The sequence below is a fragment of the Paraburkholderia sp. BR14312 genome, from assembly GCF_040948675.1.
Classification (GTDB): Bacteria; Pseudomonadota; Gammaproteobacteria; order Burkholderiales; family Burkholderiaceae; genus Paraburkholderia; species Paraburkholderia nodosa_A.
Genome location: NZ_JBFPKI010000003.1, coordinates 118880 through 136350 on the forward strand (window position 1 = coordinate 118880; position 17471 = coordinate 136350).

The following is a 17471-nucleotide window of genomic DNA, read 5'->3' on the forward strand; positions in this document are numbered from 1 at the left end:
CGCACAACGAGCATGAATGCCACCAAGCGCCGCGCCATCTACGAAACGCTGCAAAGCCTCAATCCGCATCCCACTACCGAGCTGGAATTCAACACGCCGTTCGAACTCCTGATCGCCGTGATGCTTTCCGCGCAGGCCACCGACGTTTCGGTGAACAAGGCCATGCGCCGGATGTTTGCGGTCGCCAACACGCCGGAAACGGTGCTCGCGCTGGGCGAAGAAGGGGTGGCCGATTACATCAAGACGATCGGCCTTTATCGCACCAAGGCCAAGAACGTCATTGCGACGTGCCGCATTCTCATCGAGCAATACGGCAGCGAAGTGCCACCCACGCGCGAGGCGCTCGAAGCCCTGCCCGGCGTTGGACGCAAGACTGCCAACGTCGTGCTCAACACGGCCTTCGGTCAGCCGACCATCGCGGTCGACACGCATATCTTTCGGGTTGCGAACCGAACGGGACTCGCGCCCGGCAAGGACGTGCGCGCCGTCGAAACCGCGCTCGAAAAATTCACGCCGCCCGAGTTCCTCCAGGACGCGCATCACTGGCTCATCCTCCATGGCCGCTATGTGTGCAAGGCACGCCGGCCCGAATGCTGGCATTGCGTGATCGAGCCGCTGTGCGAGTTCAAGCCGAAGACGCCGCCGCCTGAGCTCTGAGCGAGCGCAGGCGCCCGGGCGTAAAATGATCGATTCAGGCGTCGCAACACGACGCTGCACGATGTAGCGCACACCCATACGACCGACTCACGATGTTCAATCCCAGCCGCGACGAAGTCCGCCGCTTTTTCACCGAGACCTGGCGCAAACAGCGCGCGGGCGAAATCCTCACGCCGCTAGAGGCGATCGCCGCCGACTGGATCGTCGAGCACCCCGAATATCACACCGAACTCGCCGACGCCGATGCGGCCGCCGCGCAGGATTACTCGCCCGAGCGCGGCCAGAGCAATCCGTTCCTGCATCTGTCGATGCATCTCGCGATCAGCGAGCAGCTTTCGATCGACCAGCCGCCCGGCATCCGCGCCGCGCACGACCGGCTCGCCGCACGCCTCGGCTCCACGCACGATGCGCAGCACGCGATCATGGAGTGCCTCGGCGAAACGATCTGGGAAGCGCAACGCACGAACACGCCACCCGACACCGACGCCTATCTCATGCGCATCGAGCGCCGCGCTTCTCGCGATTGAATCGCAACTGAAAGCGCGACGCAGGCAAACGCCACCGCAAAAAAACACCCCGCGAACGCCTCGCCGCAAACGAGGCCCACGCGGGGTGTTTCACATGATGCGGCACGCATGGCGCGCCGCGCTCACGCTTACTTCTTGTTGACGAGGTCGCCGCCGAGCGACTCGATGTACGCGGCGAGATCTTTCATATCGCTCTGCGAAAGGCTCTGCACCTGCGCCTGCATGATCGCATTGTTGCGGCCGAGGTGCGGATTGCTCGTACCCATCTGGTACTGGCGCAGCGCCCAGTAGATGTAGTCGGCGTGCTGGCCGGCGAGCTTCGGATATTCGGGGCTCACGGGCTTGTTCAGGCCCGGGCCGTGACAGGCCGCGCAGTTGTGGCTGTCGGCGAGGACCTTGCCGTTGGAGGCATCGGCCGCGTATGCGGGGTTGAGCGCGAGCGCGGCGGCCAGTGCGAGCCCGGTACCCGCGAGCTTGATGGTTGCACCGGCAAACGAAGGCATAGCCGTGTAGGGCTTGTTCATGGGTTCTCCACCTGCCGGTTATTTATTCGGATTGTCTTTCGACGCGGCCGTTTGCGACGCATAGTAGGCCGCGATGTCGGCGATGTCCTGTTCGGTGAGCGAGGACGCGATCGCGTGCATCGTCTCGAAATGCCGGTCGCCCTTCTTGTAGGCGAGCAACGCGTTCATGATGTACTGGGCGTTCTGGCCGCCCAGAATGGGCACGTGGTAGACCTCGGGGTAAGCGGTGCGGTAGTCGGGAATACCATGACAGCCGATACACATCGCCACCTTGTCCTGACCCGCCTTCGCGTTGCCCACGATGTCCGCGTGAGCCGTGACCGCGAAGCACGCCAGCATGGTGATTGCGCCCGTGATGACGTGCTTGCCGACAATTTTTTTCATAGCATCCAACCTGGCTTGAGGGGATTCGAACGCCCGAACCGCAGGCCACGGCCTGCGCCGCATTACTGCTGTTTTACTTTTGGGGTCGCCGTGCAGGCCGAAAAAAATCGGTCCGAGTATACCGCGCCGCCGCGCCGCCCGTCCACCGGCCGCGCCGCGCCTGGCGGGCCTCGGAGCGCATCGCGAGGCCCCGCGACGGGCCCGCGGCGGCCACGCAGCGCCCTGTCGCGCGGCCTCGCCCGCAGACAACCCGGAGGAACCCTGGCACGCGCAACGGACCCGCCGCGCGCCGTCGCGAGGCGGCTGGCAGCCCTCGCGACCGTGCCCCAAAGTGCGGACCCAACGATACGCGGTGGCGCGCCGACGCAACACCCCATCTGACTTATACTGGGCTTTTTTCCCAGCGAGCGGATTCACCATGCGCGCCACGCGTTTCGAAGGCTCATCGCAGTACGTCGCCACCGACGACCTCAAGCTCGCGGTCAACGCCGCGATCACGCTGAAACGCCCCCTGCTCATCAAGGGCGAGCCCGGCACGGGCAAGACCATGCTGGCCGAAGAAGTGGCCGCGGCGCTGGGTATGCCGCTCATGCAGTGGCACATCAAGTCCACCACCAAGGCGCAGCAAGGGCTCTACGAGTACGACGCGGTCTCGCGCCTGCGCGACTCGCAGCTCGGTGACGAACGCGTGAAGGACATCGCCAACTACATCGTGAAAGGCGTGCTGTGGCAGGCGTTCGAGTCGGACGAGCAAAGCGTGCTGCTGATCGACGAAATCGATAAGGCCGATATCGAGTTCCCGAACGACCTGTTGCGCGAACTCGACCGCATGGAGTTCTACGTCTACGAGACGCGCCAGCTCATCAAGGCGAAACAGCGTCCGCTCGTCATCATCACGTCGAACAACGAGAAGGAGCTGCCCGACGCTTTCCTGCGCCGCTGCTTCTTTCACTACATCAGCTTTCCCGATCCGGCGACGATGCAACGGATCGTCGAGGTGCACTATCCGGGCATCCGCAAGGAACTGCTCAACGCGGCCATGGAAAGCTTCTTCGAACTGCGCAACGTCGCGGGCCTGAAGAAGAAGCCTTCAACTTCGGAACTGCTCGACTGGCTCAAGCTCCTGCTCGCCGAAGAGGTCCCGCCCTCGGCGCTGCGCGCGGTCGACGGCTCGAAGTCCATGCCGCCGCTCGCCGGCGCGCTGCTCAAGAACGAGCAGGACATGACGCTGTTCGAGCGCCTCATCTACATGAACCGCCACAACCGTTGACCGGGAAACCGCGCGCGAAAGCCGGAGACACCGCATGCTGATCGACTTCTTCTACACGCTGCGCGACGCGAAGCTGCCGGTTTCCGTGAAGGAGTACCTCACGCTCGTCGAAGCGCTCAAGGCGCGCGTGATCGCGCCCTCGCTCGACGACTTCTACTATCTCGCGCGCATGACGCTCGTGAAAGACGAGCAGTACTTCGACCGCTTCGATCAGGCGTTCGGCGCGTATTTTCGCGGCATCGAGAAGAAGTCGGAACTGGCCTTCGAGATCCCCGAGGACTGGCTCAAGAAGCGGCTGGAGCGCGACTTCACGCCCGAACAGCGCGCGCAGATCGAGGCGATGGGCGGCCTCGACAAGCTCATGGAGCGCCTTAAAGAGCTGTTCGAAGAACAGAAGGAGCGTCACGAGGGCGGCAGCAAGTGGATCGGCACGGGCGGCACGTCGCCCTTCGGCCACGGCGGCTATAACCCCGAAGGCATCCGCATCGGCGGCGAAGGCGGCCAGCGCAGCGCCGTGAAAGTGTGGGACGCGCGCGCGTACCGCGACTACGACGACCAGGTCGAAATCGGCACGCGCAACATCAAGGTCGCGTTGCGGCGCCTGCGCCGCTTCGCGCGCGAAGGCGCGGCGGAAGAACTCGACCTCGGCGACACGATCCGCAGCACCGCCGCGAACGCGGGCTGGCTCGACCTCAAGATGGTGCCGGAGCGCCACAACAACGTGAAAGTGCTGATGCTGCTCGACGTGGGCGGCTCGATGGACGATCACATCAAGCGCACCGAGGAGCTGTTCTCGGCTGCCAAGGCCGAGTTCAAGCATCTCGAGTTCTATTACTTCCACAACTGCGTGTACGACCACCTGTGGAAGAACAACCGCCGCCGCCACGCCGAGCGCACGCCCACGTGGGACCTGCTGCACAAGTTCACACCCGACTACAAGCTCATTTTCGTGGGCGACGCCACCATGAGCCCGTACGAGGTGCTGCAGCCGGGCGGCTCGGTCGAGTACAACAACCCCGAAGCGGGCGCCGTGTGGCTGCGCCGCCTCGCCGACCAGTTCCCGCATTTCGCCTGGCTCAACCCCGAGCCCGAGCGACTATGGGAGTACCGCCAGTCGGTGTCGATCATCCGTGAGATCCTCGGCCACCGCATGTACCCGCTCACCGTCGCCGGGCTCGAAACGGCCATGCGCGTGCTGAGCAAATAGGCGCCAGCACTCCCGCCCTTTTCCGCTTGTTCGAGGCGGCGCGTGCCTGAGGTGTGTTCAGGCCGCGCCGCCCGATGCCGTCATACCTACGCAAAATCCGGAGACCAACCGCATGACCGCCCCCTCTTCCCCCGACCTGCCAGCGGCGTTCAGGCCGGGACCGCTGCGGCCCTTCGCCGACACCTCGGTCGCCACGATCGTGGCCGGCTTCGTCGCGATGATGACCGGCTACACCAGCTCGCTCGTGCTGATGTTTCAGGCCGGCCAGGCCGCGCATCTGTCCGACGCGCAGATCTCCTCGTGGATCTGGGCGCTGTCCATCGGCATGGCCTTGACCACCATCGGCCTGTCGCTGTGGTTGCGCGCGCCCATCGTGATCGCGTGGTCCACGCCGGGCGCGGCGCTGCTCATCAGCTCGCTGCCGCACGTGCCTTATGCCGAGGCGATCGGCGCTTATCTCGTCTGCGCCGTGCTGCTCACGGCCGTGGGCCTCACCGGCTGGTTCGACGCGCTCATGAAGCGCGTTCCCGCGGGCATCGCGGCGGCGCTGCTCGCGGGCATCCTGTTCGAGATCGGCATCGAGATCTTCCACGCCGCGCAGGTGCAGACGCCGCTCGTGCTCACGATGTTCTTCGGCTACCTGATCGTGAAGCGCTTCGTGCCGCGCTACGCGATCGTCGCGACGCTCGTGATCGGCATCGCCGCCGCCGCCATGCTCGGGCTGCTCGACTTCAGCCACTTCCGCGTGGCGGTGGCGAGACCCGTGTTCACGATGCCGGCGTTCTCGCTCACCGCGGTGGTGAGCATCGGCATTCCGCTCTTCGTCGTGGCGATGGCCTCGCAGAACGTGCCCGGCATCGCCGTGCTGCGCGCCGACGGCTACGACCACACGGCCGCGCCCTCCTCGCCGCTCATCGCCACCACGGGCATCGCCTCGCTCGTGCTCGCGCCGTTCGGCTCGCACGGCGTGAACCTCGCGGCCATCACCGCGGCGATCTGCACCGGCCCGCACGCCCACGAAGATCGCACGAAGCGCTACATGGCGGCCGTCTGGTGCGGCATCTTCTACCTGATCGCCGGCACCTTCGGCGCGACCATCGCGGCGCTGTTCGCGGCGTTCCCGCAGGCGCTCGTGGTGTCGATCGCGGCGCTCGCGCTGTTCGGCTCGATCATGAGCGGCCTCACCAACGCCATGCAGAACCCGAGGGAGCGCGAAGCCGCGCTCATCACCTTCATGGTGACGGCTTCCGGGCTTACGCTGCTGTCCATCGGCGCGGCGTTCTGGGGGCTCGTGGCGGGGGTCATGACACAGTTCGTGCTCAACGCGCGGCGCGCCTGACGCGGGCGAGCCCCCGCCGCGTGCGCCCGCCAACGCCGCTGGCACGGTGTGCGCGGCGCGTTTGTCATGCGCCCTGCCCGCGCGAAACGCAACGCCATGCGTTTCCGCCATAAAATGACGATGTGAGCCGCGCCCGGACGCGCGGCAAGATGCGCCCCACCCGGTTCCCCGCCCAATCCGCGCGGGCTGTGCCGCAAAGGCGCAGCGCCTTTCTCGTTCCGCCCGGCGCACCTCGGGTTCACGCCTGAAGCGCGCCGGCCGTTCAACTCTCACCGATGCAGGCGCGCACGCGCCCACAAGGCCTGACATGACTACCGCACTCGACCAGCTCAAGCAGTACACCACCGTCGTCGCCGATACGGGCGACTTCCAGCAATTCGTGCAGTACAAGCCGCAGGACGCGACGACCAACCCGTCGCTGATCCTCAAGGCGGTCCAGAAAGCCGAGTACCGTCCGCTGCTCGAAAAAACCGTGCGCGATCACGCGAGCGAGTCGCTCGAGTCGATCATCGACCATCTGCTGATCGCCTTTGGCACCGAAATCCTCAAGATCATCCCGGGCCGCGTCTCGACGGAAGTTGATGCCCGCCTCTCGTTCGATACGAAAAGGTCGATCGACAAGGCGCACCACATCATCGACCTGTACAAGCAGGCCGGCATCGGCCGTGAACGCGTGCTGATCAAGCTCGCCTCCACCTGGGAAGGCATCCGCGCCGCCGAAGCGCTGCAAAAGGACGGCATCCACTGCAACATGACGCTGCTGTTCTCGCTCGCGCAGGCCGCTGCGTGCGCCGAAGCGGGCGCGCAGCTCATCTCGCCGTTCGTGGGCCGCATCTACGACTGGTACAAGAAGGCCAAGGGGGGCGACTGGGACGACGCGAAGGACGGCGGCGCAAACGACCCGGGCGTGCAGTCGGTGCGCAAGATCTACGCGTACTACAAGAAGTTCGGCCACAAGACCGAGGTGATGGGTGCAAGCTTCCGCAACACGAGCCAGATCGTCGAGCTGGCCGGCTGCGACCTGCTCACCATCAGCCCGGACCTGCTGCAGAAGCTCCACGACAGCAACGAGAAGGTCGAGCGCAAGCTCTCGCCGGAAGCGTTCAAGGACGCGAAGATCGAGCGCGTGGCCGTGGACGAGTCGTCGTTCCGCTTCCAGCTCAACGACGATGCCATGGCGACCGAAAAGCTCGCTGAAGGCATCCGCGCGTTCGCCGCAGACGCGATCAAGCTCGAAAAGATGATCGAAGAACTGCGCGCGAAGTAAAGCGCCGGCGCGCCCACGCAGCGCGCATTGCCGTATCGATGACCGAGGAGGGCCGCACAGGGAGCACGTGCGGCCCTTTGTTTTACGGGGCGGACTGCAACGACCGTTCCCGTCTGCACGCTCGCAAACCCTGACGACACACCGCTCGGTCACGTCATCGCGCGCGCCTAGAATCAGGGCAGCGGCGCAACCCGCCGCGCGATCCGGCCCCGTGCACACCCTCGCACGGAATCGCACGATCAAGGCCGGCCAACGTCCCGTCCGCAAGGAAACCGACGATGCAAATCCAGCCCTATCTCTTTTACCCCGGCAACTGCGATGAAGCGATCGCGTTCTATGGCGAAGCGCTCGGCGCGAAGGAAGTGATGAAGATGCGCTTCAAGGAAGCGCCGCCGGACCCCGCGCGCCCCATGCCGCCCGAATTCGCCGAAAAGATCATGCACGCGACGCTCCAGATCGGCGATGCGCAGATCATGGTGTCCGACGGCGGCTGCATGACGCAGAACGACAAGTTCCTCGGCTTCGGCGTCTCGCTGACCGGGTCCGACCTCGCCACGGCCGAACGCTACTTCAACGCGCTCGCCAAAGGCGGTACGGTCACGATGCCGTTCCAGAAGACCTTCTGGTCGCCCGGCTTCGGCATGCTGACCGACAAGTTCGGCGTGCCGTGGATGGTCTCGGCGCCGCACGAGCAGCCCGCCTGATCGTCCGCCGGCACGACCGGAGAAGCGCGCCCGGCGTCACACCATGCGGTGCGTCGCGGCGCGCTCGATGTTCCAGCGCGGCTCGGTCTCGAGCAGGAGCGCACGAAGGCGCTCCACCTGCTCCTCCACACGCAGGCTCAGCCAGTAGGGTCCCTGCATCTGCGGCTCGGGGCAGCCCTGCGGCTGAGCCTGCGTGCTTTCCTGGTCGGACTCGGCCACGCCGTCGCCCCCGCCACTGCCCTCTCCCCGTGCCCCAACCGTGCGCAGCGCCTGCTGCGCCGCCTCGGGGTGACGCCCGCCGCCAAAACGCAGCGCCCGCGCCGTGGCGAGCAGCGCACGGCGCACGGTCTCGCTGCGCTCGGCGAACGCCACGCGCACGAGCGCCTGCTCGTAGCTGCCCGTGCCCGTACAGAGCATCTCCAGCGCGCTCAGCAGCGACCGATGCAGGCGCTGCACCTGTTCGAGCCGGGCGAGCGGCACGTCGATCTCCTTGGCGACCGAGGGCATCAGCGCGCGCAGTTGCACGAGCCGTGCGTTCAGGCGCATGAAGGTCTGCACCTGCTCGTCGGCGTCGACGTGCACGCCGTTCGCCACCTGCGCATAGACGCGCGCGCAGTCGCGCAGATTGTCGGCGAGGCTGTAGCGCCACGAATACGTCGCGTGCAGCGGCAAGGCAAACGAAAACACGAGCGCGATGACGATGCCGAGGATCACGTTGAGCGTGCGCCAGAGGCCCGTATCGATGAGGTTGTCGCCGTGCCCCGCGACGATGCACATGGTGATGGCGGCCAGCAGCGCGACGTAGCCGGGCTTGCCGATGGCGTAGTAGCCGCACACGGCGGCGACGAGCGACATCAGCACGTAGGTGAGCGCCACGGAGCCGGAAATGGCCTGCACGGCGATGAGCGAGAGCCCGATCACGGCGCCGAGCAGCGTGCCGAGCGCGCGCTCGGCGGCCTTCTTGCGGATGTTGCCCTGGTGCTGCAGTCCGCCGATCACGACGAGCAGCGTGACCGACGCCCAGATGCCGTGCGGAATATGGATGCCCGACGTGGCGAGAATCGAGGCGAGCATGGCGAGACCCACGCGCACGCTGTGGATCACCTTGGCGTTACGGTAGCGATAGTACGGCGAGGCCAACGCGCGCCACATGCGCGCGAGACGCGAGCGGCGGCGCGGCGCCCGCAGGCGTTGCGCGCCGCTGCGCCCGGATCGGGAACGGGATTCGGTTTGGGACGAGGCCATGGCACGGGCTGAACGTGAGCCGGATCAGCAATCATCGTGCACCAGAAAAACAAATGCCCGCAACTGTTGTGTTGCGGGCATTTTCGCTAACGCCACGCCCCGCGGCTCGCGCCGGGCATGGGGACATCAGCCCTCGACGACGTCGAGATAGTCTTCCGGACGCGTGCGGTCCGCGCCCTTCTGCATGCCGACCACGTGCACGAGGGCCGACACGACGATCGCGACCACGAGGTTCACGATCAGCGACCACACCGCGGCGTAGCCCGGAATCGCCATGCCGAACAGGTGGATCGTGAAGATCGAGCCCTTCAACTGCAGCGAGATCGCCATCCACGTGCCCGTGGCAATGCCGGCCGCCCACCCGATCAGCAAACCGCGATAGTCCAGCATGCGCGTGTAGAGACCGAGCACGATGGCGGGCAGCGTCTGGATGATCCAGATACCGCCGAGCAGCTGCAGCTGGATCGCGTACGTGAGCGGCAGGCCCAGGATGAACGCCACCGCGCCGACCTTCACGATCAGCGAGACCAGCTTGGCGATGTTGGTCTCCTGCTCGTGATTCATGTTGCGGTTGATGAACTCCTTGTGGATGTTGCGCGTGTAGAGGTTGGCCGCTGCAATCGACATGATCGCGGCCGGCACCAGCGCGCCGATACCGATGGCCGCGAACGCCACGCCCACGAACCACGAGGGGAAGAAGTGCAGGAACAGCGCCGGCACCGCGAAGTTCGGACCGAAGGCCTTGAAGTACGGCGCGAATTCGGGCATGTCCTTCACGCCGGCGGCGAGCGCCATGTAGCCGAGCAGCGCGAGCAGACCGAGCACCAGTGAGTACGCCGGCAGCATCGCCATATTGCGGCGGATGGTGTTGCCCGACGACGACGACAGGATGGCCGTGACCGAGTGCGGGTACAGGAACAGCGCGAGCGCCGACCCTACCGCGAGTGTCGCGTAGGCGCTATAGCCGTTCAGACTCGTGGCGTCCGGCGACTTGAGCAACAGCTTGGCCGGCGGCACCGCGCCGAAGATGTGGCCGAAGCCGCCCATCTGCGCGGGAATCACGATGATCGCGACGATGATCGTGATGTAGATGAGGATGTCCTTCACCACGGCGATCATGGCCGGCGCGCGCAGGCCCGACGTGTACGTGTACGCGGCGAGAATCGCGAACGCGATGATGAGCGGCAGGTCGCCGACAAAGCCCGTCGTGTCGAAGCCGAGCGCGCCGATCACCACTTCGATACCCACCAGCTGCAGCGCGATATACGGCATGGTCGCGACGATGCCCGTCACGGCGATGGCGAGCGCGAGCATGCGGCTGCCATAGCGCGCGCTCACGAAGTCGGCCGAGGTGACGTATTGATGGCGCTTCGCGACGGCCCAGAGCTTCGGGAACACGACGAACGCGAACGGATAGATCAGGATCGTGTACGGCAGCGCGAAGAAACCCGTTGCGCCCGCACCGAACACGAGCGCCGGCACGGCAATAAAGGTGTACGCGGTGTAGAGGTCCCCGCCGAGCAGGAACCAGGTGACGATCGTGCCGAAACGGCGGCCGCCGAGGCCCCACTCTTCGAGGTGCGCGAGGTCGCCCTTGCGCCAGTGCGCGGCGACGAAGCCGAGCACCGTGACGCCGAGGAAAAACAGGATAAAGACAATCGTTGCTGTGACGTTCATTGCGCGCCCCCTTCATCGCCCTTGCGGGTCTTCGTCTTGAAGTAGACGAGCGCGGTAATGACTGCGCTGATCAGCACCCAGAGAAGCTGATACCAGTAGAAAAACGGGAAGTCCCACAGAGTGGGCTCGATTCTGTTGTAAGACGGCACCCAGACCATGGCGATCCAGGGCAGCAGCAAAAGCCACAGCCAATGCTTGCTTGGTTTTCCGGCGTCGGCGTCGTGAGCCATGACGTCTCCTCGTTGCTTATGTAGTTATGCGGCCTTGCTTTGTCTGCGGTCCGCCGCCCGGCGTGAGGCGGCCGATGGCCTCACGGACGGATGGTCCGCAAGGTCCCCGAAAGCGCTGAAAAGAGTATCGAGGCCACGCCGCACGGTCAAGCAGGGCGGACCCCAATTCCGAGGACGTTGTCAAGAGCCAACGGCTTGAGCCGCCTCCTGATAATTGCCCGGAAATGCGCTATGCAGGCGAGCAGGCGAAAAAAAAACCGGCCCAGGGATGCCCCTGAAGCCGGTTTTCCGTGCCGCAACGGCGTTGCCGCCGTTCGCGCGGATCAGATCGAGAACGTTGCGCCGTGCTGGCCGCTCGATTCGCGCAGCGCCTTGACCCACTGGTGCGCCGGCAGGCCGAGCTTGCTTTCGAGCAGACGCGCGCGCTTTTCGAGCGCGTCGAAGGTGACTTCGAGTGCCGGGCCCGAGAACGCGAGCGCCACGCGATTGCCTTCGTGCACTTCGGGCAGCGCGATCACGCGGCCCTCGAAGGCTTCGTTCAGGCGCTTCATGTTGCGCACGAAGCTCGGGTGGTCGCCGAACAGGTTGATGGTCGCAACGCCGGCATTGGTCAGGCAGGCACGCACGGCGCGGTAGAACGCCACGCTGTCGAGTACCGGGCCGCGCGCGGTCGCATCGTACACGTCGATCTGCAACGCGCCGATGGTGCCGTGATTGGCGCGATCCTGCACGAAGTCCCACGCGTCGAGTTCGCGCACGGTGAGGCGCGCGTCGTCGTACGGCAGATCGAACATCGTGCGCGCGGCCACCACGACCGCCGGATTCAGTTCGATCGCCTCGACCTTCGCGGGACGCAGATAGCGGTGCGCGAACTTGGTGAGCGCGGCGGCGCCCAGACCCAGTTGCACGATGCGCTCGGGCGTGGCCAGGAACAGCAGCCAGGCCATCATCTGCTGCGCGTATTCCAGTTCGATGTGCAGCGGCTTCGCCAGACGCATCGCGCCCTGCACCCACTCCGTGCCGAAGTGCAGATAGCGCACGCCGTTCTCTTCAGAGAACGTGACCGGCGCGAAACGCGGCTTGCGCGGCGCTTCGATGACCGGGGCGTTGTCGAGTTCTTCGGCGGCAGCGGCGGCAGCGGCGCGGCGCGGGCGCTTCGTGACCTTTGCGGTCTTGCTCGCGGTGTCGCCCGATTGCGTCGCGTTGCCGGTTTGCTTGAATGCGCGGGCCTCGGCTGAGGCGCGCTTGATGAGAGTCGTCATGTAGAAAATCGCTTGCTGTGGGGGCGCAAATGCAGGTGCATTTGCTCAGGCGACCGAGAGCATAGCATTCGCGGCGCTTCGGGCCTGATTTCGCAGGCACTTCGAGCGCCTGGCCCACGCGCTGCGCGAGTCAGTGACTGTCGCCTGGGCAGGCGCCTGGCATGTGCGTCATGGGCAAAATGATCAGGGGCAGACGTTTCTTGTTCGTTATGGTCCCGTGTCCCGACGGGATCAGCGCGCGCCGCAGCGTGCTGCGGAACGATGCTAGCGGGGCGAGTTTGCAGCGCGCTTATGTTTGCGTGCGCCAGCACTCATAGGCGCATCGGAGTCGCCTGTGAACGCGGCCAATGCGCGCCATTGCACGAGTTTCGCCGCGAAGTTCATCGACGCATACGCAGGACTGCTGGAAGGCAGGCGCAGAATCGTCATGGGCCGCGCATGCGCGCCGAGAATGCGCTCGCCGATGCGCGCCGCCGTGCCGCCGTTGAACGCGATCGCTTCGAGGGCGGGCAGGCGCTCGACAAGCGCGACGAGATCGTTGCCCTCGTGGTCGCGGATATCGCCATCGAGACTGCCCTCGCGGCGCGCCTGCGCCACGACGTCCCACAGGCCCACGCGATGCGCGCGCAGCGTTTGTAGCCGCGCTTCGTACTCCATCGCCACGAGATCCTCGCCGATCACCTCGCCCACGAGGTGCCAGAACTTGTTCTGCTTATGCGCGTAATACTGCTGATGCGCGAGCGACGCCTCGCCAGGCAGACTGCCGAGGATGAGCACACGCGTGCGTGCGTCGACGACGGGATCGAAGCAGCGCTTGAAGGTCATGGCAACGAATGCGGCACGTTCAACGCGGCGCGTGATGCGTGCGCGAGGCGGTGTGATCGAGCGGGCCGCGTTCGCGTCCGAGATGCACGCCGGCTTCTTGCGCCAAAGGTCCGCTTGCGAGGCGCGACCACAGCGCGGGCAGCATGCATTCGGTCACGAGCAGCGGCACGCCTGCGCGCTCGAATACCGAGCGGCGCGCGACGAACGCATGCGGTGTGTGCTTCGCCTCGATCATGAGCTCGCGCGCCGCGAGTGTATAGAGCGGATGCCGCGCGCTTACGCGCCGGCTCACGAGCGCGGAGCGCGCCACACCGCTATCGCTATAGAGAAGTTCCGCGAGCGGCCGCGTACGTAAGCGGCGCATGGCCTGCCACACGCCTTGACTCGCGGCGAGTGGCGTCACGCTGTGCGCGGCGACGAACGGCACACCATCGACTTCGAGGACGATCTCGCGCACCCACGCGCGCTCGCGCGGCGCCAGACCGAGCGCGGCACATTCATCGGACCAGGGCATGTCGACGGCTTCGCGCGTGACCCGCACCACGACGCGGCCGAGCATGCGCAAATGCGCCGTGAGCGAACCGCCGCGCGTGAGCCAGTCCTTCTGGTCGGCGCTCAAGGCGGGCAAGGGCGTGACGCGCCAGTGCGCGTTAGCGGCATCGAATCGAAGAGGCATGGCGCGCATTATAGGCTGCGAGGATTTCAGTTCGCTGCAAGCGCGGCAGGACAAAAGAAAAACCCCTTGCAGCCAGTAGCCGCAAGGGGTTTCGCTCACGCAAAGCCGCGCGCTTTATCCGGCGCGGGCAATCAGCAACGCGTTCGTACGCTTGACGAAGCTGGCCGGATCTTCCAGCGCGCCGCCTTCCGCCAGCAACGCCTGATCGAACAGCAGATTGCACCAGTCGCCGAAGTCCGCGCTATCGGTGCGCAGCGCCTTCACGAGCGGATGCTCCGGGTTCACTTCGAGGATCGGCTGCATCTGCGGCGCATTTTGTCCCGCCGCCTTCAGCATGCGCTGCAGATAGCCGCTCATGTCGCCTTCGTCGGCCACGAGGCACGAGGGCGAATCGGTCAGGCGGAACGTGAGGCGCACGTCCTTGGCCTTGTCCTTGAGCGCTTCCTTCATGTGCTCGACGAGCGGCTTGAGCGCTTCGCTCACCTTCTCCTGCTGCTGCTTTTCCTCGTCGTTGAGCGCGCCGAGGTCGAGGTCGCCGCGCGCCACGCTCGCGAGCGGCTTGCCGTCGAACTCGTTCAGGAACGACAGCATCCACTCGTCCACACGGTCCGTGAGGAGCAGCACTTCCACGCCCTTCTTGCGGAACACTTCGAGGTGCGGGCTGTTCTTCGCGGCTTGCCACGTATCCGCCGTGACGTAGTAGATCTTCGTCTGCTCGGGCTTCATGCGCGCCACGTAGTCGGCGAGCGTGACGGTCTGCTCGTTCGTGTCGTTGTGCGTGGACGCGAAACGCGCGAGCTTCGCCACGCGCTCGCGATTGGCGTGATCCTCGCCGATGCCTTCCTTGAGCACCTGGCCGAACTCGGTCCAGAACGTCGCGTACTTCGCCTTGTCCTCTTCGCTTGCTTCGGCGTCCGTAACAGCGCTCGCCATCTCTTCGAGCATCGAGAGCACGCGCTTGGTCACGCCGTCGCGAATCGCCTTGACGTCGCGGCTTTCCTGCAGGATTTCGCGCGAGACGTTGAGCGGCAGATCGCTCGAATCGACCACGCCCTTCACGAAGCGCAGATAGTTCGGCAGCAGCTGCTCGGCGTCGTCCATGATGAACACGCGCTTCACGTAGAGCTTCAGACCGCTCTTGTGATCGCGATTCCACAGGTCGAACGGCGCATGCGACGGCACGTAAAGGAGCTGCGTATATTCGCTGCGGCCTTCCACGCGGTTATGCGTCCACGCGAGCGGGTTCTGGTGGTCGTGCGCGAGGTGCTGATAGAACTGCTGATACTGCTCGTCGCTGATCTCGCTCTTCGAACGCGTCCACAGCGCGCTCGCCTGGTTGATGGTCTCGTACTCGTCCTTCGTGACCATCTCGCTCTTTTCGGCGTCCCATTCTTCCTTCTTCATCTCGATGGGCAGACCGACGTGATCCGAATACTTCTGGATGATCGACTTGATCTTCCATGCGGAAAGCAGCTCGTCCTCGCCTTCGCGCAGATGCAGCGTGATCGTCGTGCCGCGCTGCGCGCGCTCGATCGCCTCGACGGCGAACTCGCCCTCGCCCGCGCTCGTCCAGCGCACGCCTTCGGCCGCCGTCAGGCCCGCGCGGCGGCTTTCCACGGTGATCTTGTCCGCGACGATGAAGCCCGAATAGAAGCCCACGCCGAACTGGCCGATCAGCGCCGCGTCCTTCTGCTGGTCGCCCGAGAGCTTGCCGAAGAATTCCTTCGTACCCGAGCGTGCGATCGTCCCGAGGTTCGACACGGCTTCGTCATGGCTCATGCCGATGCCGTTGTCGTCGATCGTGATGGTGCGCGCTTCCTTATCGAAGCCCACGCGGATGCGCAGATTCGGATCGTTCTCATAGAGCGCGCTGTTCGCGATCGCCTCGAAGCGCAGCTTGTCCGCCGCGTCCGATGCGTTCGAGATGAGTTCGCGCAGGAAGATTTCCTTGTTGCTGTACAGCGAATGGATCATCAGGTGCAGAAGCTGTTTCACTTCCGCCTGGAAGCTCATGGTTTCTTGTGCCATGGTCGAGTCCTCTTACGTTGCAGTTCTAGTCTGACAAATTTGTGGCCGCGAGTTCTCGGCAATTCGCATCGCGGCGCGCCGCCCGCCCAGTTGGGGACAGACGGCACCGTTTTCAAGAGCCGCCCCGCCGGCCCACGCCTTCGAGGTAGTCGGCGAGGAACGCGGGCAGCGCAGGGTCGCCGCAGTTGGCGATGTTGAAGCGCATCCACGTGGTCGGCGACTGGTGCGGCGAGAACAGGCTCCCCGGCGCGAGGAGGAAACCCGCTTCGTGGCCCGCCGCGGTGAGCGCATCCGCGTCGACGCCCGTGTCCGCCCACAGGAACATGCCGGCGCCCGGCGCCGCAAAAAGGCGCAGGCCGGCGCGCTCCAGCATGCGCTCCGCCTTGTCGCGCACGCCGTCCAGCCGTGCACGCAGGCGCTCCACGTGACGCCGGTAGTGACCCTCCGTGAGCACGCGGTACAGCACACGCTCATTGAGTTCCGGGCTCGTCATGCCGACGAGCATTTTCTGGTCCGCCACCGCCTGGGTCACGTCGAGCGCGCTCGCGATATAGCCCACGCGCAGGTTCGGTGCGAGCGTCTTCGAAAAGCTGCCGAGATAGATCACGCGGCGAAGCTGGTCGAGGCTCGCGAGGCGCGTGGCCGGATAGCCGGCCGGGCAGAGGTCGCCGTAGATATCGTCTTCGACGACGATGAAATCGTACTGTTCGGCAAGCCGCAGAATGCGGAACGCCTGCGCGGCGGTAAGCGAGGTGCCCGTGGGATTTTGCAGCACCGAATTGATGACGAGCATTTTCGGCCGCCAGGTCTCGACCAGCGCTTCGAGCGCGTCGAGGTCCGGCCCGTCTGGCGTGTACGGCATGCCGACGAGCCGCGCGCCCTGCGAGGCGAAGCGCCCGAACATCTGGAACCACGCGGGGTCGCCCACAATCACCGTGTCGCCGGGCTGCACGTAGATGCGTGCGAGCAGGTCGATCGCCTGGGTGATGCCGGAGACGAGCACGATCTGGTCGGGCGTCGCGCCGATCTCGAGTTCCGCCATGCGCGTCTGGAGTTGCTGGCGCAGCGGCAGGAAGCCTTGCGGTGAGCCGAAGCCGAGCAGTTGCGTGCCGCTCTGGCGGCCAAGCGAGCGCATCGCGCCGGTCAGCAGCTCGCCATCCAGCCAGCGCGCGGGCAGATAGCCCAAACCCGGCCCTTTTTCCGGCCGCGTGGATGTGTGAAGCATGTTGCGCAGCAGCCAGACCACGTCGATGGTGGGCGGCGCCGGGGCAGCAACCGCGTCGGCGCGCGCCGGGACGCCCGCAGTCACCGGCTGGCGTTCGCCGCCGGCCACGAGCGCCAGCCGCTCGCGCACATAGAATCCGGAACCGCGCCGCGAGTCGAGGTAGCCCTGCGCGACCAGACGCTCGTACGCCTCGACCACGGTGAAGCGCGAGACGCCCTTGTCGAGCGCGAGCTTGCGGATGGACGGCATGCGCATGCCGGGCCGGAACACGCGCTCCTCGATGCGGCGGCGGCCCCACTGCACGAGCTGGTCGACGAGCGTGAGCGTCGCCGCGTCGTGCGGGGCGGGAATCTGGTCTAGCGGTACGGAGGACATGAGGACTCCCTGAACTCGAACTGTACAGAGCACTATCGGGCCGATTGTA

At 65.6% G+C, this 17471-nt stretch carries 17 protein-coding genes; 7 read left to right on the forward strand and 10 right to left on the reverse strand.

The window, feature by feature from the left end; translation table 11 throughout:
- Positions 1 to 12 precede the first annotated feature (12 nt).
- Both nth and AB3X98_RS09865 read left to right on the forward strand, forming a co-directional pair.
- On the forward strand, positions 13 to 657 hold the full coding sequence (gene nth, locus AB3X98_RS09860) for an endonuclease III (RefSeq protein ID WP_368607075.1): 645 nt from the start codon (positions 13 to 15) through the stop codon (positions 655 to 657).
- A gap of 92 nt (positions 658 to 749) precedes the next feature.
- Positions 750 to 1184: a DUF1841 family protein gene (locus tag AB3X98_RS09865; RefSeq protein WP_368607076.1), complete on the forward strand. Its 435-nt coding sequence runs from the start codon at positions 750 to 752 to the stop codon at positions 1182 to 1184.
- Positions 1185 to 1312: 128 nt separating this feature from the next.
- Here AB3X98_RS09865 and AB3X98_RS09870 read toward each other — a convergent pair whose 3' ends face one another.
- Together AB3X98_RS09870 and AB3X98_RS09875 are read right to left on the reverse strand one after the other, a co-directional pair.
- Positions 1313 to 1708 carry a cytochrome c gene (locus AB3X98_RS09870; RefSeq protein WP_368607077.1) on the reverse strand — a complete coding sequence of 132 codons (396 nt, stop codon included), beginning with the start codon at positions 1706 to 1708 and terminating at the stop codon, positions 1313 to 1315.
- 18 nt (positions 1709 to 1726) lie between these two features.
- Positions 1727 to 2092, reverse strand: a complete 366-nt coding sequence (locus tag AB3X98_RS09875) for a c-type cytochrome (RefSeq protein ID WP_069265359.1) — start codon at positions 2090 to 2092, stop codon at positions 1727 to 1729.
- 418 nt (positions 2093 to 2510) lie between these two features.
- On the opposite strand from AB3X98_RS09875, the gene AB3X98_RS09880 reads away from it, so the two are divergent.
- From AB3X98_RS09880 to AB3X98_RS09900, 5 genes are all read left to right on the forward strand, one after another.
- Positions 2511 to 3362: a MoxR family ATPase gene (locus AB3X98_RS09880; RefSeq protein WP_069265360.1), complete on the forward strand. Its 852-nt coding sequence runs from the start codon at positions 2511 to 2513 to the stop codon at positions 3360 to 3362.
- Positions 3363 to 3396: 34 nt separating this feature from the next.
- Positions 3397 to 4569 (forward strand): VWA domain-containing protein, encoded by a 1173-nt coding sequence (locus tag AB3X98_RS09885; RefSeq protein WP_133181986.1) that lies wholly within the window; start codon positions 3397 to 3399, stop codon positions 4567 to 4569.
- A gap of 112 nt (positions 4570 to 4681) precedes the next feature.
- Entirely contained in the window at positions 4682 to 5908 is a 1227-nt protein-coding gene (locus AB3X98_RS09890) for a benzoate/H(+) symporter BenE family transporter (RefSeq protein ID WP_368610238.1), read from the forward strand.
- 307 nt (positions 5909 to 6215) lie between these two features.
- Complete coding sequence (gene tal, locus AB3X98_RS09895; protein WP_368606572.1) at positions 6216 to 7175, forward strand: transaldolase; 960 nt, start codon at positions 6216 to 6218, stop codon at positions 7173 to 7175.
- A gap of 278 nt (positions 7176 to 7453) precedes the next feature.
- Complete coding sequence (locus AB3X98_RS09900; RefSeq protein ID WP_342947921.1) at positions 7454 to 7879, forward strand: VOC family protein; 426 nt, start codon at positions 7454 to 7456, stop codon at positions 7877 to 7879.
- Positions 7880 to 7915: 36 nt separating this feature from the next.
- On the opposite strand, the gene AB3X98_RS09905 is transcribed toward AB3X98_RS09900, so the two are convergent.
- The 8 genes from AB3X98_RS09905 to AB3X98_RS09940 all read right to left on the reverse strand — a co-directional run bounded on the left by AB3X98_RS09905 (position 7916) and on the right by AB3X98_RS09940 (position 17422).
- A complete protein-coding gene (locus AB3X98_RS09905; protein ID WP_368606592.1) occupies positions 7916 to 9031 on the reverse strand; it encodes an FUSC family protein in 1116 nt (371 codons plus the stop codon).
- A 219-nt stretch (positions 9032 to 9250) separates the two neighbouring features.
- A complete protein-coding gene (mctP, locus tag AB3X98_RS09910; RefSeq protein ID WP_069265366.1) occupies positions 9251 to 10801 on the reverse strand; it encodes a monocarboxylate uptake permease MctP in 1551 nt (516 codons plus the stop codon).
- Positions 10798 to 11031 (reverse strand): DUF3311 domain-containing protein, encoded by a 234-nt coding sequence (locus tag AB3X98_RS09915; protein ID WP_342920986.1) that lies wholly within the window; start codon positions 11029 to 11031, stop codon positions 10798 to 10800. The genes mctP and AB3X98_RS09915 overlap by 4 nt, the downstream gene beginning before the upstream one ends.
- Positions 11032 to 11354: 323 nt before the next feature.
- The gene (locus tag AB3X98_RS09920) at positions 11355 to 12293 is read right to left on the reverse strand and encodes a spermidine synthase (protein ID WP_069265368.1); all 939 of its coding nucleotides are present in this window, start codon (positions 12291 to 12293) and stop codon (positions 11355 to 11357) included.
- Positions 12294 to 12557: 264 nt separating this feature from the next.
- Positions 12558 to 13118, reverse strand: coding sequence for a DNA-deoxyinosine glycosylase (locus tag AB3X98_RS09925; RefSeq protein WP_368606573.1), 561 nt, complete (start codon positions 13116 to 13118; stop codon positions 12558 to 12560).
- 19 nt (positions 13119 to 13137) lie between these two features.
- Complete coding sequence (locus AB3X98_RS09930) at positions 13138 to 13794, reverse strand: chorismate lyase (RefSeq protein WP_368606574.1); 657 nt, start codon at positions 13792 to 13794, stop codon at positions 13138 to 13140.
- 114 nt (positions 13795 to 13908) lie between these two features.
- A complete protein-coding gene (gene htpG / locus AB3X98_RS09935; protein WP_368606575.1) occupies positions 13909 to 15822 on the reverse strand; it encodes a molecular chaperone HtpG in 1914 nt (637 codons plus the stop codon).
- A gap of 112 nt (positions 15823 to 15934) precedes the next feature.
- On the reverse strand, positions 15935 to 17422 hold the full coding sequence (locus AB3X98_RS09940; protein WP_368606576.1) for a PLP-dependent aminotransferase family protein: 1488 nt from the start codon (positions 17420 to 17422) through the stop codon (positions 15935 to 15937).
- Between the last annotated feature and the right edge of the window lie 49 nt (positions 17423 to 17471).